Here is a 14787-nt window from a genome sequence, read left to right as displayed (position 1 = left end):
CTGGGACTAGGACTGCGGACGCGCCTCGGCATCGAGGATATCCACCACCACCTTGCCGAGCGCCGCACCGCTTTCCAAATGGCGATGGGCCGCCGCCAGCTCCGCCAGGGCGAAGCGCTGCGGATCCACTAGCGGCGTGATCAGGCCGTCATCGGCCAACCGCGCCAACTCGCCGAGGATCTCGCCGTGGCGGGCGCGACCCAGGTCGTGCAGCATCGGAATCAGCATGAACAGGATATGGATGCTCAGGCCCTTGGCGAAGGCGCCGCCGAGGTCGTAGCTCTGCCGCGCCACCAGGGTCACCACCTGTCCCTGCGGACGTGCGGCCTGGATGGCGACGTTGAGGTTGTCGCCACCCAACGTATCGAACACCAGGTCGAAACCCAGCCCGTCGGTGAGGCGCTGCGCGGCCTGCTCGGGACTCTCCTCGCGGTACAGCACCACCTCATCGGCGCCCAGGGACAGGACCAGGGAGGCCTTGCTCGGCGTCGATATCGCCGCCGTCACGTGGGCCCCGCACGCCTTGGCGATCTGCACGGCGAGATGGCCGACGCCGCCACTCGCGCCGTAGACCAGCACGCGCTGCCCCGGCGCCAGCCGCGCGCGATCGATCAACCCTTCATAGGCGGTGATGCCGGCCAGCGGCAGCGCCGCCGCCTGACGCGGGCTCAGACGGCGCGGGCACGGGGCCAGCAGGCGTGCATCGGCGGCGATGTATTCGGCGTAGCTGCCATGCATGCCGCGCACCCCGCCGGCGCAGCCGAACACTGCGTCCCCTAGGGCGAACCCGCTGACGCCCGCGCCCAGCGCCACCACCTCGCCGGCCAGGTCGGCGCCGAGCACCGCCGGTAAATCCGGGGCCAGCGCCGAACCGCTGCGGCGCATCTTGCAGTCGGCCGGATTGACGCTGGTGGCGTGCAGTCGCACCAGCACCTCGCCCGGCCCCGGCTCGGGCTTGGGCCACTCCTGATAGCTGAACTGCTCGGGCTCGCCCGGTCGATAGAGTACCTGCGCTTTCATGGTCGCCTCTCCTGTATGGATGGCGACAGTGTATTAGCGGCAACAAGCAGCGATAATCAGGCAACCAGTGCCAGCTCTGTTCGATATTTTTTGAAAATGAACGAAGACGACCTCCAGCTGTTCCTGCGCATCGCCGCCCTCGGCAACCTCAGCGCCGCCGCCCGCGAGGCGCACCTGTCACCGGCGGTGGTCAGCCACCGCCTGGCCCAGCTGGAGAAACGCCTGGGCGCGCGCCTGTTTCACCGCAGCACCCGGGCCCTCAGCCTCAGCGAGGACGGCCGGGTGTTCGCCGACTACGCGCAACGCCTGGTCGACACCATGGCCGAGGCGCGGGCCGCCCTGAGCGCCCCGGCGCAGCAGCCGAGCGGCACCCTGCGCATCACCTGCTCGGCCTCCTTCGGCCGGCTGCACCTCGGCCCGGCGCTGGCGCGCTTCCTGGAGCGCTACCCGACGCTCAAGGTCGACCTGCAGCTGTCCGACCGGGTCGTCGACCTGGTGCAGGACGGCCTCGACCTCGGCATCCGCATCGCCCCGCAGGTCGACCCGGGCCTGGTCGCGCGCAGGCTGGCCGACAGCACGCGCATCCTCTGCGCCGCGCCGGCCTACCTCGCACGCCAGGGCACGCCGCGAGTGCCCGCCGACCTGGCCCGGCACCAGTGCCTGGTGCTGCACGAACAGCACAGCTGGACCCTGCGCCACGCCACTGGCGAGAAGTCCGTGGTGCGGGTCAGCGGCCCGCTACGCAGCAACCACGGCGAGAGCCTGCGCGACGCCGCCCTCAACGGCCAGGGCATCAGCATTCAGTCGCTGTGGAGCATCCATCAGGAGCTGGCCGACGGCCGCCTGGTGCCGGTGCTGCCCAACTACCCGCTCGAGGCGCAATCGAGCATCTGGGCGGTCTACCCCAGCGGCCGCCTGCTGGCGCCCAAGGTGCGCTGCTTCATCGACTTCCTGCTGGAACACTGGGCCGATCCGCACTGGCAGTCCGCCGGCCAAAACCGACCCCGCCCGACACCATGACCCGCCTGGCCCCCGCTCGGCGTTCAGCCTTCGGGGCCGTGGCCCGTGGCCTTCAACACCGGGTGGAAAAGGCGGCGATACTGGCTCGGGGTGAGGCCCGTGCAGCGTTTGAACAAGCGGCGAAAGAATGACGGGTCGTCGTAGCTGACGGCGGCGCTGATCTCGTCCACCGGCAGCGAGCCGGACTCCAGCAGGCGCTTCGCCTCCTCGATCCGCAGGTTCTGCAGGTACTCGATCAGCGAGCTGCCGGTAGCCGCCTTGAAGCGTCGCTTCAGGGTGCGCGCGGGCACCTGCGCCTGCTCGACCACGCCATGGATCACCCCGCTCGCCCGGAAGTGCTCGGCCAGCCACGCCTCGCAGGCGCGCACCACGGTATCCCCGTGCAAGGTCCGGCGGACCAGGGATTCATAGGGCAGCTGGCCCTCATCGTGCCACTTGAGCAGGTAGACCTTGGCCACCCGCAGCGCCTCCCCCGGGCTGCCGTGGCGGGCAATGATATGGATCGCCAGGTCGTGCCAGGAGGTCGTGCCCCCCGCGGTGACGATACGCCCCGAACTGTTGGCGAACACCAGGTTCGGCTCCGGGCGGAAGCACACCTTGGGATAGTGCTTGCTGAACAGCTCCCGATAGCCCCAATGGGAGGTGGCCTCGCAGCCATCGAGCAGGCCGCTCTCGGCCAGCATGACCGCGCCGGAACAGGCGGAGTAGAGGGTGGCCCCCTCGGCATACTGGCGGCGGATCCACGCCATCAGCTCGGGGTAGCGGCCGTGCAGGCCTTCATCGGGTCGCAGCCAGAGTTCGGGCAGGATCAGGATGCCCGCCCTGGGCTCGTCGGCGACCGCACAGGCGGGCACCACGGGAATGCCATTGCCGCAGGTGAAGGGCGCCCTGCCGGGCGAGACGATGCGCACCCGGAACAGCGCGCGGCCCGGTTCCCCGCTCACCAGGCTCTGCCACACGTGCCCCGCGGCCAGCAGCACATCCACCATGCCGTAGAGGGACGAGCCGGCGGTCTCGGCGACCGCGACGATCAGGACGTCCACCGGCCCCGTTTCTGAACGGTTCAAGGCGGCCTCCTCATTCAGTGGCACGATCGCCCCTGTTTTGGCCAAAAGCCATCTTACTGCCGGGTACTTACGCGCCTATCGTAGATGCGCCGCGACAAAAGCAAGCGGCGCCGGAGGACACCATGACAACCCTAAAAAGCCAAACGCGCAACGGCCTGAACGTACAGCAGATGACGCAGACCGTGGAGGCCATCAAGAACGATCCAAGCCTGGCACGTTTCGAGTTCCGCGCTCGCAACCAATGGATCGACGGCGGCGAGAACCGCTCGACCATCAAGGACTTCTATGGCGCCGGGGCCGAGGACACCTCGCGCAGCGTTTCATTCGAGTTCATCAATGGCGAACCGCCGGTGCTGCTCGGCGGCAACGAGGGCGCCAATCCCGTCGAGTTCCTGCTGCACGCCCTGGCCGGCTGCGTGACCACCACCACCGTGCTGCACGCCGCCGCGCGCGGTATCCAGATCCGCAGGCTATCCACCGAACTGCAAGGCAGCATCGACGTGCAGGGCCTGCTCGACCTGAATGCTGCCGTGCCGGTCGGCTACGAGCAGATCCGCATCAAGATGGACATCGAGGCGGACTGCAGCGACGCGGAGCTGGACGACCTGCTCACGTTCGCCAAGGAACACTCGCCGGTCTGCAACACCGTATGCCGCCCGGTGCCGGTGACGGTGGAACGGGTCAGGCATGCGAAGGCCGCCTAGTCCGCGAGCGGGCACGTTGTTGCACCAGTCGTGCCGCCTGACGCTGCGCCGTGGCGTCAGGCGGCTTGAATGACCTGACCGCCCGCCTACGCCGCCCGATCGGCAACAATCCACGCCCCCTTCGGCTCCTCGCCGCCCATAACCGCCCCAGGCGTGAACTCGCTCACAGCCAGCGCCGCCGCCGAGCAAATGGCTACTGGCCAGCACCCCTGGGCTTTTGTAGACTCCGCGGCCGATACAACAGGGCCTGGTCCCAGTCGCAGCCACGCTGTCGCCACCGCCCAGCCCCCCCAGCAACGCCCGGCCACCGCCCAGCGGGTGCGCCGATCAAGGACTCGATGGTCATGGACGCACCCGCAGCTGTTGCCCCAGCTCGCCTTCTACCGCCTGCCCGCAGCCGGCGGCTCGCGCATGCCATCCAGCTCCCCCCGGATCAATCCCCCGACGAGAACGCCTAGATGAGAAGAACCCTAATTGCCGTCAGCCTGCTCGGCCTGCTGAGCGGCTGCGCCACCGAGCAATCGCGCACCCTCGAGGTCGCCAAGGTCGCCTCGGCCCATAGCGTCTACCAGGGCCCCCGCAACCCGATCGCAGTGGGCAAGTTCGACAACCGCTCCAGCTACATGCGCGGGCTGTTCTCCGACGGCGTCGACCGCCTCGGCGGCCAGGCCAAGACCATCCTGATCACCCACCTGCAGCAGTCCAATCGCTTCAACGTGCTCGACCGCGACAACCTCGCGGAAATCCAGCAGGAAAGCCAGATCGCCCAGAAGAGCCAGCAGTTGCGCGGAGCCGATTACGTGGTGACCGGCGACGTCACCGAGTTCGGCCGCAAGGAAGTCGGCGACCACCAGCTGTTCGGCATCCTCGGCCGCGGCAAATCGCAGATCGCCTACGCCAAGGTCAACCTCAACATCGTCAACGTGCGCACCTCCGAGGTGGTCTACTCGGCCCAGGGCGCCGGCGAGTACAGCCTGTCCAATCGCGAAGTGATCGGCTTCGGCGGCACCGCCAGCTACGACTCGACCCTCAACGGCAAGGTCCTCGACCTGGCCATCCGCGAAGCGGTCAACAACCTGGTCGGCGGTGTCGACAGCGGCGCCTGGCGCCCGGCGCAATAACCCCAAGGAAAGGAATCCACATGCAGATGCACAAGTACGCCACGCTGCTCGCCCTGGCTTCGGCCACCCTGCTGGGCGGCTGCGTCAGCCAGCCCCAGCCGCTGTACCACTGGGCCGGCTACCAGGAACAGGTCTACGCACACTTCAAGAACGACGGCAGCGGCCCGGAGCAGCAGATCGCCGCCCTGGAAGCCGGCCTGCAGGAAGCCCGCGCGCGCAACGCCGTGCCGCCACCGGGCCTGCACGCCCACCTCGGCATGCTCTACGCCCAGGTCGGCAAGGCCGACCAGGTGCGCCAGCAGTTCGAAACCGAGAAGAGCCTGTTCCCCGAGTCCGCCGCCTACATGGACTTCCTGCTGCGTAACGCCGAGAGATAACCCGCCATGATCCGTTTCAACCCCTGCAAAGCCCTGGCCCTGCTGCTGTTGACCGGCCTGCTCGGCGGCTGCGCCACCCCCACGCCCTACGACTACACCGCGTTCAAGCAGAGCAACCCCGCCTCCATCCTGGTGCTGCCGCCAATCAACAGCTCGCCGGACATCAAGGCCAGCTACAGCGTGCTGTCCCACGTCACCCTGCCGCTCGCCGAGGCCGGCTACTACGTGCTGCCGGTGGCGCTGGTGGACGAAACCTTCAAGCAGAACGGCCTGATGAACGCCGCCGAAATGCACATGGCGCCGCCGGCCAAGCTGCAGGAGATCTTCGGCGCCGATGCCGCCCTGTACATCGAGGTCAGCGAATACGGCAGCAGCTACAAGCTGGTGAGCAGCGAGGTCGCGGTGACCGCCAACGCCAAGCTGGTCGACCTGCGCAACGGCCAGTTGCTGTGGGAAGGCAGCGCCCGCGCCAGCACCGCGGAGAACCAGAACAACAGCGGCGGCGGCCTGGTCGGCATGCTGATCACCGCCGCGGTCAACCAGATCATCAACACCCTGAGTGACCGCGGCCACGAAGTCGCCGGCATCGCCAGCCACCGCCTGCTGACCGTCTCCCGCCGGGACGGCATCCTCCCCGGCCCGCGCGCGCCCCTGGCCATGAAGCAACAACTGGCCGCGCAATAGCGCAGAGCGCCAACTGCCGCCAGACCGAATCGCCGCCGGCCTGGCAGCAAACCAGCCGGACAGAAAGAAAGAAAGAAAGAAAGAAAGAAAGAAAGAAAACGATAGTGTAAGTCTGTCGGTTGAGCCGGCAATAGCCTAGGGACACATCCGCCGACCTCCACCAGCAGGAAATCTCCACTTTGACGCCTGGCTGTGTGAACCCAGCACGTTTCCAGTGAAAGTGGCGCGCCGCTGATGGCGGGCGATAACCGAGACAGGAGTCCGACCGGTGCCAGTTGTAGCGACTCAGACACAGCAGCAGGTGCTGTGCTCGCTGCGCTGAGCTTTCGTAACTACGGGCATAGGCCCTCCCGTGCAGGCTGGTCTGGATGAAGCGCTCAGCCTTGCAGCTGGTCCTTGGCGTATACGGCTTGGTGCGCAGGTGACGCAACCCCAAGCGCCTAACCAAACGGCGGAATTTGCGTGAGCCATTGCGGCTTCCGTTGTCGGTCATGATGCGGGGGAAGTGAATGCCCGGGCAGCGGTACTAACGCAGCGCTTGAATCAAGACCTGACACGCACTGCGGCCCCGCTCTTCAGGATGCAAACTGCTGAAAGCGATACGACTAGCATCGTCGATGGCCACATTGACGAACTCCCAGCCCACTCCTCGCCCCGCAGGCCAGGGTGAATGCGCTGAACTAAAAGGGCTAGACTGCGAGGGGTAAGAAGGGCATGTATATGCAGGTTAATCTGGGGCTCCTAGAAGGCTTTGCTGGGCGCACATCCAGAACGCCGGGAATGCCACGGATGAACAACCTACTGAGAGATCACGCCGAGCGACACTATGAAAAACACTTCCCAAACCCGTTGAAATACGTCGCTCCCGCCACCCGAGCTCTTCCATAAAGCAGATGACCTTCTGCCAAAGCCGAGTATGCCGGCAAGCGCAAGCAGACCCGCAAGGAATTGCGTCTGATCGAGATGGGTCAGATGGTGCCGTGGAGGGGACTGATTGCTCTGATCGAGCCGTACTACACCAAGGGCGAAATCGGCCGACCGGCGGACGCGCTGCTGGCGATGCCGCGCATTCATCTGATGCAGAACTGGTTTGGCCACAGGGATCCGGCGATGAAAGAAGCGCTGTACGAGACCACTATCCTGTGCCGGTTTCCCGGTTTGCCGGGCTGAGCCTGGAACGCCCCCGGACGAAACTACCGTCCTGGCCGCGCTCAGGCCTCAGTCAGCCCCGACAACCTTCTGCAATAACACAGTCATCGCAGCTCGACTAGAAACCGCATCAAAATTGTCTTGAACATACCGTACCGCTCTGTTGCCCATATCGAGCCGGCGAGCCTCATCGCTCATCAACTCAAAGACAAGAGCTGAAAGCTGCTGACCGCTGCCTGGAGAGAAAATAACTCCAGCATGAGCAGCCTGAACGATCTCAGCAGCCTCCCCCCCAATACCGCATAGCACAGGACGACCGCAGGCCATGTAATCCAGCAATTTTGTAGGAATAGCGCCTTTGAACAAAGGAATATCCTGCAAAGTTACTAGACACAAATCCGCCGCATTAATGAACCCACGCGCCATATCTTTGGAAACCGGAGCCAACAACTGAATATTATTAATATTTAGCGCTGCAATACGACTTTCAACATGTGACCGCCTCATTCCATCGCCCACCAACAAAAAAAGGGTTCTCCGATCCTGACAACACATAGCGGCATCAATAATCACATCCAGATTATTGGCCTCACCCATTGCCCCAAAGTACAATACGATATTTCGCCCTTCCCAGCCATACATACGACGAATCTCAGCCCCCGCTTCAACATCCGGATAAAGCATCTGAGTATCGATACCGCAGGTAATAACTTCCAGCTTTTCTGCAGGCCAGCCACGCGCATGGATATCGTCGCGAATGCCATGGGTGAGTGTTACAATTCGCTCCGCCTTATTGTAGAGCAACCGTTCCATCCATGACATGACTGCGATAAGAGGGCGGTTCCGCAGAATGCCCATCTGAACGGCAGACTCCGGCCACAGGTCACGCACCTCGAAAACCATCGGAATACCGCGCATCTTGCAGACCAACCAGACGGATAACATTGGAAAAATTGGCGGGGAGGATGCCAGCACGACATCCGGCCTACTGACTTTCAATAGACCGAACGGAGCCGTCAACGAAAATGATATGAAGCTGAACAAACGCCCTAGGTAACTGCAATGAAGCTCACTGTAGGTGTAGGTGCGGATGATCTGCACGGCACCGTCCTGCTCCCAGCGCAAGAGGCGCCTGTACCAAGGCAAAACCGGCTTATCGCGGCGCATGTAGCCAGTTTCGCCAGAGACTACAGTAACCTCATGGCCATTTGCAGCGAGATGCTGAGTAAGCTCATACACCAACGAGTGCCCGGGCGAGGAGTGTCCCTGATAGTATTGGTAAACCACCGCTATTTTCATTTAAACGCTCGATAGAGCTGCTTGAAACTCTCACCTTCTTTCTGCCAGCTGAGCTCTTCGCGAACGGCAGCAAGTCGCTCACGCCAGCGTTGTAGGCGCAGTTCATCGGCAAAAAATGCCTCAATCATCTTTGCCATGGCCGACGGCGTGGAGAGGTCGCCGACACAACCGATTTGATTACCCTCAACCAAGCGCCGCAACTCCGGCAAGTCGCTTGCCAGAATGGGCAACCCTGCAGCAATGAACTCAAATAACTTGTTAGGCGTGCAGTAGTAGTTGTTCAGACATATAGACTGATAAGGGATCACACCAGCATCTGCTGCCGCCGTCACCTCAAGCAAACGAGCTTGGGCAACGGCCGGATGCAAATACACCCGCGACTGCAACCCCTTACGCTCAACCAGGCGCTGCAGAGCATTGACAAGCTGACCGTCGCCCAACAACACGAGATAAACCCTCGAGTCACGCAGCAACACCATAGCCTTAACCAACTCAACTAAGTTGCGTCCCGCTGAAAAGCCGCCCTGAAATAACAGAATGCGACCTTCACGAGGAATGCCGAAGCGCTCATGCAAATACCAAGAACGCGGACCGAGCGGACTGATGCGTTCAGCATTATGAATGACTGCCACCCCTGCCAGCCCATAGCGCGCCTCAAGCTCACGGGCAATCGACGGATTAACAGTAATCACCTGATCACAGGTTTTAATATGCCGGTGCTCAATCTTCGCCCAGCTCGCCTGCTGCTGGCGTGAGAACTCTTGCTCGGTATACAGTTCGTGGCTGTCATAGATCAAATAGGCCCTAAACTCATTGGCCAACGCCCGGCCGACGGCAAGCATCGGCAAATCGTGCGCCACCACGACATTAGCCACATGCTGGCGACCATTGGCAAGAAAAAGGTTTAGATAAAAGCGCTCCTTATCGACCAATAATCGCCAGGCAATAGACTTCAACAACCGCATCAATGGGCCATTCATCGGTAGATATTGACTGGCCAGTCGATATATCTCAAGCACGCGATTTTCCCGATGCGCGAATGGATTGGTCAGTGCACCGATTCTTACAACGCGCGGATCGTCCAATGCTACTGACTCGTCCAGCGGCATCGCCAGAATAGTGACCTGCCAACCGTCCTCCTCCAAACTGTCTGCTTGGAGAAGAATCCGTCTATCAATCTGCCGGTCATTACAGAGCATCAGTACCTGTCGAGTGGCCTGCAATGAATCAGATAACACTAGGTTTCATGTCTCCGTCAATAAAAATTCGCTGCCACAACTCTAGACACAACAGCCCCCAAACGACACGTCCGAACTCGCGCTCGTTACCCAAGGTCCTCTCCACCGCCGCCACGTCATACAGGCCGCGCTGACGCGCGCGATCGGAAAGCAGCATGTCGCGGACAAAATCACGCGCAACGCCCTTGGTCCACTGATTGAGCGGGGTCGGGAAGCCCATCTTATCTTTTCGTTCAATAATGCTCGGCGGAATAGCGCTGCGCACCGACTCTTTGAATAGATGCTTCATGCGCCCTTCGGCAAACTTGATATTCGGCGGAACGGTAGCCATGAACTCTAAAATGCGGTGGTCAAGCAGTGGCACACGGGACTCGATGGATGCGGCCATACTTGTACGGTCCTCAACATGGAGCAGCGCCGGCAGTGAACCCTTAAGGTCGAAATACGTCATTTGGTTGACTAGTGAGTGTAGTCCCGCTCTATTAAAAATTCGCTGGAACGACTCAAATGAGGAGTAGCCACTACTGGTTCGTAAAGCATCCTGATTGAACAGCTGCGCCATACCTTCTCTGCGATCCAACAAGCTAAAATAACGCTGGTCATGGGACGCAAACAACCCGTTCTTCCAAAGCTGCTGCAACATTGGCTGGTAGGTAGCCAGTAGAGGCAGGTTAGGGACGATCGACTCCAGCGAGACCGCATAGCGGTTTTGGTTGGCTGTCTGGTAAATAGCACCCGACAGGCACTTCTCCAGATACAACGCCATGTAACGAGCATAGCCGATAAACAGTTCATCACCGCCCTGCCCCCCCATCACCACCTTCACGTGCTGGCTGGCCAACTGCGACACGTAGTACTGAGGAATAACCCCTGGTCCAGCCAGCGGCTCATCCATACAATACATCAGGCGCGGAAGCGTCTCCGCAAGCTCATTTCCGGCTGGGATGTAGATCTCGTTATAGGTTGTGCCGGCGAACGCCGATACTGCCTTGGCGTAAGCCGTCTCGTCAAACTGCGGCCCCTCATTGAACGCACCTGTAAAGGTATGCATCTTTTCGCCTCCCAACATGCGCGAGGCCAAACACACGATGGCACTGGAGTCCAGCCCGCCAGACAAATGTGCACCCAGCGGCACATCAGAACGCATATGGAGGCGAATAGAGTCGTCGATCAGCCCTGACAGCGTGTCGATGAAGTAACGCTCATCGTGCTCTTCATCAATGTTGTAGCGCAGATCCCAATACTGGCGTGTCTGCACTTTGAGCGAATCGCCCTCATACCAAGCGGACAGGCAATAGCCCGGCTCAAGCTTGTCGATCCCTTTGAATAAAGTTTTTTGATCTAAGCAGAACTGGAACGTCAGATAGTCCTGCAACCCCTCGGGATCAACCTGAGCTTTAACCTTATCGTCGGCCACGATTGCCTTGATTTCCGAGGCGAACAACAAACGACGGCCATCAAAGTGGTAATATAAAGGCTTGATACCAACTCGATCGCGGGCACAGAACAGCCGCTGCTCATATTTGTCCCAGATCGCAAACGCAAACATCCCCAACAGCCGGTCTACAAAAGGTTCACCCCACTCACGATAGGCGTACAGCAGCACCTCGGTATCCGAGAAGCTGTGAAGCGGATGGCCCTTAGCAATAAGCTCGCGGCGTAACTCCAGATAATTGTAAATAGCACCGTTAAATACCACGACAAAGCGACCATCCTCGGTCACCATCGGCTGCTTTCCGTGTTCCGGATCGATAATCGCCAGTCGCACATGGCCGAACCCAACCGGTCGACGCTCATCCAACCAGACCCCTTCTCCATCAGGACCGCGGTGTCGGATGACTGCCAGCATACTCCTTACATCATCAACAACCTTCTGCTGATGACCAACTCCAGACAGAACACCTGCCAAACCACACATGCAAACTCCAAATCATTTAACATCCAGCTTTCGATACGCATCAAAATATTCTTGAATACCTGAATACCTACTTTTAACCTTTGCACCCAAATGAAAATCCGCCCCCTTATATCGCCACAACACCGGATTATATGTATCAGTGTAAAGCGCTGTGGAAAAATCACACCCTCCTGCCCGCATAGCCGAATTAGAACACAAATACAACGCACCTAAGGTTGGATCAGCAGTGTATTCCTCACCAAAGTAATCAATCTCGACGACAGCATGCTGGGCCTGCAAATTGGAAACTAAACCCAAAGCACTCCATCCATATCTACCACTTATCTCATATGCAAAAATATAGTTATAGTTCCCACAATGCAGAGAGCTTGCAGTTTTCAAGCTTGAAGCTAACGCATCAATATCTCTTGAATCTGTTTCGGTCACCCCCATACCATAAGGCGCAGTCAGTGATACACGATGAATGTCACGCAAAACTGGAGCAAGATCACTGCCAACGCGCGTTCTAAAAAACGGAGCGACCGCCCTAAGCAGCAACCTATCCTGCCCAGCACCCGCTACATAGTTCACACGAAACCTAGAAAACTTTGAGAGCGATTCAATACTAAGTTCGGAATAGAAAAACCCGGACAAAGACTTGACAACAAGAGGATTATCCTTCGCCCAGAGCACCTCAATCTCGGTCGTCCCTCGCCCCCCCGCAAGCCCTAACACCTCAATAGACTTAGGTGCTTCAGCCAGCGAATACCAGACGAGCTTCAAGCCAGCAAGCTGGGAAGCCTCATTTGTACTAAAACAAAAACTAGAACCCTGCGCGCTCACTGCCGCAACGTAGTCATCTAAATTAGCAGTATCTAACGCATCAACACCGTGCCCCGAGTAGTAGTTTGAGTCGTCACAAGAATAAAACTCCACAGCCCCCAGCAAATTAAATACAGTGTGGCTCCGGTATCCAAGATAAGCATGAACAACGCCTACCACCACTCCAATAAGAGCCAGAAACAAAAAAACAAAAATCCCGCACCGCCCCAACACACTGCGCCGAAATAGCATGACTAAGAAATCACTGCCGACATGCATCTAAAGACAACCCCACACACAGCAAACACTAATTGATTCCCAACCATCACTCACCCCCAACACAACCATTAAAACACACACGCATGCTCTACGTAGCCTTGCCAGACCATTACATACGAAAAACATATATCCACCCAAGAACATCTGCACCCCCGCTTAAAGCAAGTATCATTGCCCGGACGCTCTGGAAGGATCCATTAACGCCCCTTCCAAAGACACTGGAAGTGTTAAGCATAGCCATCACATATAAAAACCCACACACCTAGGAACAAAAGCCAAGTGTACCGCATTGACACTGCGCGATGCCCATACGGATCGCCACCGCACCCCAGGAATTCTTCATCGAATACTCAGAAAATTGAAAAAATCAAACCGCATGCCAGCGACACTTCACAACACCAAGCAAAAGCCGATAAGAATGCAGCAATAGATAACTTATCTGACTGCCGGAGCAGGCACGCCCCAAAGCATTAAGTTACCTCGGATTACCACATGCATAACCTCTTAACGCCTCCAAAAAATTAAACTCCAACACAGGCTCAGCGGAACGTTCCAAGCACCCGGGAAACTGATGAAATATAGATATCCCCCTGCCCACGCCATGCAAATTTGCTTCGACCGCACTTGATGTTGCTGCGCCACTCCGAAAAATCCCCGCTTGAGAAAGCAGAATCAATCGCCAGAGCGATTTTCCTCGGATTAGTCATCTTGGCCGAGCTGCCAAATTTATTAACCCGAACAAAGCGATTAAGCTCCGGCGAGTCATTAGCAAGTATCGGCAGCCCAGCCTGAATAAATTCGAACAACTTGTTTGGAGTACAGTAGTAAGAGTTTAAATCCACATGCGGATAGGGAATAATGCCAATATCCGCCGACGCGCTGTGCTGTAGAAGCTCACTCTGCGCTACTGCCGGCAGAAAATGAACTCGCGAGCCCAGAAGCTTGAGCCGTGCAGCCTTCGCCTTGAGCAGATCGCCGAACGTACCGAACCCCATCATGACCAGATCAACATCTGAGGCCCGCACATAAGCCATGGCCTCCACGAGAGCCTCCAGATTGCGATGTGGCGCAAAGCCTCCTTGAAACAGCAGAATACGCCTCTGCACAGGCAGACTGAGCTTCTCACGCAACAAGTCATAGCGCGCTTCAGGGTCGAACTCTACAGGAGGGTCGAGTGCATTTAACAATGTCACCGGTTTGGGTATCCGATAACGGCGGGCCATTTCATCGCCGATAGACTCATTGACGGCAAACACCAGATTCGCCTTCTTGATCAGGCGCGCTTCTGCTTGCGAGCAGATTCGACGCTGCGCCCAAGAGAACGACTTTTGCTCTGGATACAGCTCGTGAGCATCATATACCAGTGGCACATTCCAGGCCCCAGCCAACTCAGCCCCAGCCTCGAGTGCTGGCAAGTCATGTACTTGCACGAGATCGCTCGGATGTGCCAGACCGTGACTAACAAATGCCTGCCGAAACGGCAGCGGATCATGCAGGGCAACGTTGTGATATCGCGCCAATAACAGTGTCTTGTAGAGATTCCAGTTCAGCCGGCTCGCGCAGTTAAATATACGTTGAAAGCCCCCTACCCTGCGGGAGTAACGATTGGCAGCACGGGTGAACAGATCACTTAATCGATGCTGGCGTATCACATATGCTTTGTAAATCGAATTTTCAGGAACGATATGATTCAAGCCGATTCGTGTCAGCTGGATGCCTTCAGGCATCAGCTCATTAGTGGTCTCACCGTCGAATGACAATGCGAGAAGGTGCACAGAATGACCCTGCCCTATTAAGGTAGCAGCCTGCGCCACCACCCGACGATCCAGGCTCTGATCGTGGCACAGCATTAGAATGTGGGCCATGCACGCCCCCCCTACGATTTTTAGTCGGACTCGCCAGCGCGCCTCTGACGGCGATGCCCAACCGGCTTCTATTGTTGACTGAGCTGCGTCACCCGGGCTTGGTTGGCTAGCAGTTGCTCTTGCAGGTCCTACTGTGCACATCTTGCTTGTCAAGGCACACTGGATTCCCTTGTAAATGAGCATGCCCTTCTAAGGAGCGATGCTGAAACTCTTGCTGCTTACTATTGCAGCTGCTCGATCCGGGC

General features: G+C 58.9%; 12 protein-coding genes and 2 pseudogenes. 6 read left to right on the top strand and 8 right to left on the bottom strand.

Features of this window, described 5'->3' with window-relative positions:
* Nucleotides 1-6 precede the first annotated feature (6 nt).
* Nucleotides 7-1020, bottom strand: coding sequence for a zinc-dependent alcohol dehydrogenase family protein (locus tag LPB260_RS23230; RefSeq protein WP_208708216.1), 1014 nt, complete (start codon nucleotides 1018-1020; stop codon nucleotides 7-9).
* Nucleotides 1021-1116: 96 nt separating this feature from the next.
* On the opposite strand from LPB260_RS23230, the gene LPB260_RS23225 reads away from it, so the two are divergent.
* Nucleotides 1117-2040, top strand: coding sequence for a LysR family transcriptional regulator (locus LPB260_RS23225; RefSeq protein ID WP_218281510.1), 924 nt, complete (start codon nucleotides 1117-1119; stop codon nucleotides 2038-2040).
* A 23-nt stretch (nucleotides 2041-2063) separates the two neighbouring features.
* Here LPB260_RS23225 and LPB260_RS23220 read toward each other — a convergent pair whose 3' ends face one another.
* Nucleotides 2064-3107, bottom strand: a complete 1044-nt coding sequence (locus LPB260_RS23220) for a GlxA family transcriptional regulator (protein ID WP_208708214.1) — start codon at nucleotides 3105-3107, stop codon at nucleotides 2064-2066.
* A gap of 122 nt (nucleotides 3108-3229) precedes the next feature.
* On the opposite strand from LPB260_RS23220, the gene LPB260_RS23215 reads away from it, so the two are divergent.
* The 4 genes from LPB260_RS23215 (at nucleotide 3230) to LPB260_RS23200 (ending at nucleotide 5993) form a co-directional block, all read left to right on the top strand.
* Complete coding sequence (locus tag LPB260_RS23215; RefSeq protein WP_208708213.1) at nucleotides 3230-3811, top strand: OsmC family protein; 582 nt, start codon at nucleotides 3230-3232, stop codon at nucleotides 3809-3811.
* Between the two features lie 458 nt (nucleotides 3812-4269).
* Nucleotides 4270-4932 carry a CsgG/HfaB family protein gene (locus tag LPB260_RS23210; RefSeq protein WP_208708212.1) on the top strand — a complete coding sequence of 221 codons (663 nt, stop codon included), beginning with the start codon at nucleotides 4270-4272 and terminating at the stop codon, nucleotides 4930-4932.
* Nucleotides 4933-4958: 26 nt separating this feature from the next.
* Nucleotides 4959-5309 carry a DUF4810 domain-containing protein gene (locus tag LPB260_RS23205; protein WP_208710129.1) on the top strand — a complete coding sequence of 117 codons (351 nt, stop codon included), beginning with the start codon at nucleotides 4959-4961 and terminating at the stop codon, nucleotides 5307-5309.
* Between the two features lie 6 nt (nucleotides 5310-5315).
* The gene (locus LPB260_RS23200) at nucleotides 5316-5993 is read left to right on the top strand and encodes a DUF799 domain-containing protein (protein ID WP_208708211.1); all 678 of its coding nucleotides are present in this window, start codon (nucleotides 5316-5318) and stop codon (nucleotides 5991-5993) included.
* 295 nt (nucleotides 5994-6288) lie between these two features.
* Here the strand turns inward: LPB260_RS23200 and LPB260_RS29490 are convergent.
* Nucleotides 6289-6486: pseudogene (locus LPB260_RS29490) on the bottom strand (IS481 family transposase); the annotation flags it as partial.
* Between the two features lie 391 nt (nucleotides 6487-6877).
* Between LPB260_RS29490 and LPB260_RS23195 the strand changes: the two are divergent.
* Nucleotides 6878-7197 (top strand): annotated as a pseudogene (locus tag LPB260_RS23195) (transposase); the annotation flags it as partial.
* Nucleotides 7198-7211: 14 nt separating this feature from the next.
* Here LPB260_RS23195 and LPB260_RS23190 read toward each other — a convergent pair.
* The 5 genes from LPB260_RS23190 to LPB260_RS23170 form a co-directional block, all read right to left on the bottom strand.
* On the bottom strand, nucleotides 7212-8441 hold the full coding sequence (locus LPB260_RS23190) for a glycosyltransferase family 4 protein (RefSeq protein ID WP_208708210.1): 1230 nt from the start codon (nucleotides 8439-8441) through the stop codon (nucleotides 7212-7214).
* Entirely contained in the window at nucleotides 8438-9640 is a 1203-nt protein-coding gene (locus LPB260_RS23185) for a glycosyltransferase (protein ID WP_208708209.1), read from the bottom strand. Before LPB260_RS23185 ends, LPB260_RS23190 begins: the two co-directional genes overlap by 4 nt.
* A 28-nt stretch (nucleotides 9641-9668) precedes the next feature.
* Nucleotides 9669-11597 carry an asparagine synthase (glutamine-hydrolyzing) gene (gene asnB / locus LPB260_RS23180; RefSeq protein ID WP_208708208.1) on the bottom strand — a complete coding sequence of 643 codons (1929 nt, stop codon included), beginning with the start codon at nucleotides 11595-11597 and terminating at the stop codon, nucleotides 9669-9671.
* 12 nt (nucleotides 11598-11609) lie between these two features.
* Nucleotides 11610-12677, bottom strand: coding sequence for a hypothetical protein (locus tag LPB260_RS23175; protein ID WP_208708207.1), 1068 nt, complete (start codon nucleotides 12675-12677; stop codon nucleotides 11610-11612).
* 539 nt (nucleotides 12678-13216) lie between these two features.
* The gene (locus LPB260_RS23170) at nucleotides 13217-14542 is read right to left on the bottom strand and encodes a glycosyltransferase (RefSeq protein WP_208708206.1); all 1326 of its coding nucleotides are present in this window, start codon (nucleotides 14540-14542) and stop codon (nucleotides 13217-13219) included.
* Nucleotides 14543-14787: the final 245 nt, after the last annotated feature.

The sequence above is a fragment of the Pseudomonas sp. LPB0260 genome (assembly GCF_013388395.1).
Note: the sequence above shows the minus strand (reverse complement) of the source record. Positions and strands in the feature narration are given on the sequence as shown.

Coding starts and splice junctions, on each gene's coding strand:
- LPB260_RS23230 (WP_208708216.1), bottom strand. CDS start 1,020: ATGAAAGCGCAGGTACTCTATCGACCGGGCGAGCCCGAGCAGTTCAGC.
- LPB260_RS23225 (WP_218281510.1), top strand. CDS start 1,117: ATGAACGAAGACGACCTCCAGCTGTTCCTGCGCATCGCCGCCCTCGGC.
- LPB260_RS23215 (WP_208708213.1), top strand. CDS start 3,230: ATGACAACCCTAAAAAGCCAAACGCGCAACGGCCTGAACGTACAGCAG.
- LPB260_RS23210 (WP_208708212.1), top strand. CDS start 4,270: ATGAGAAGAACCCTAATTGCCGTCAGCCTGCTCGGCCTGCTGAGCGGC.
- LPB260_RS23205 (WP_208710129.1), top strand. CDS start 4,959: ATGCACAAGTACGCCACGCTGCTCGCCCTGGCTTCGGCCACCCTGCTG.
- LPB260_RS23200 (WP_208708211.1), top strand. CDS start 5,316: ATGATCCGTTTCAACCCCTGCAAAGCCCTGGCCCTGCTGCTGTTGACC.
- LPB260_RS23190 (WP_208708210.1), bottom strand. CDS start 8,441: ATGAAAATAGCGGTGGTTTACCAATACTATCAGGGACACTCCTCGCCC.
- LPB260_RS23185 (WP_208708209.1), bottom strand. CDS start 9,640: ATGCTCTGTAATGACCGGCAGATTGATAGACGGATTCTTCTCCAAGCA.
- asnB (WP_208708208.1), bottom strand. CDS start 11,597: ATGTGTGGTTTGGCAGGTGTTCTGTCTGGAGTTGGTCATCAGCAGAAG.
- LPB260_RS23175 (WP_208708207.1), bottom strand. CDS start 12,677: ATGCATGTCGGCAGTGATTTCTTAGTCATGCTATTTCGGCGCAGTGTG.
- LPB260_RS23170 (WP_208708206.1), bottom strand. CDS start 14,542: ATGGCCCACATTCTAATGCTGTGCCACGATCAGAGCCTGGATCGTCGG.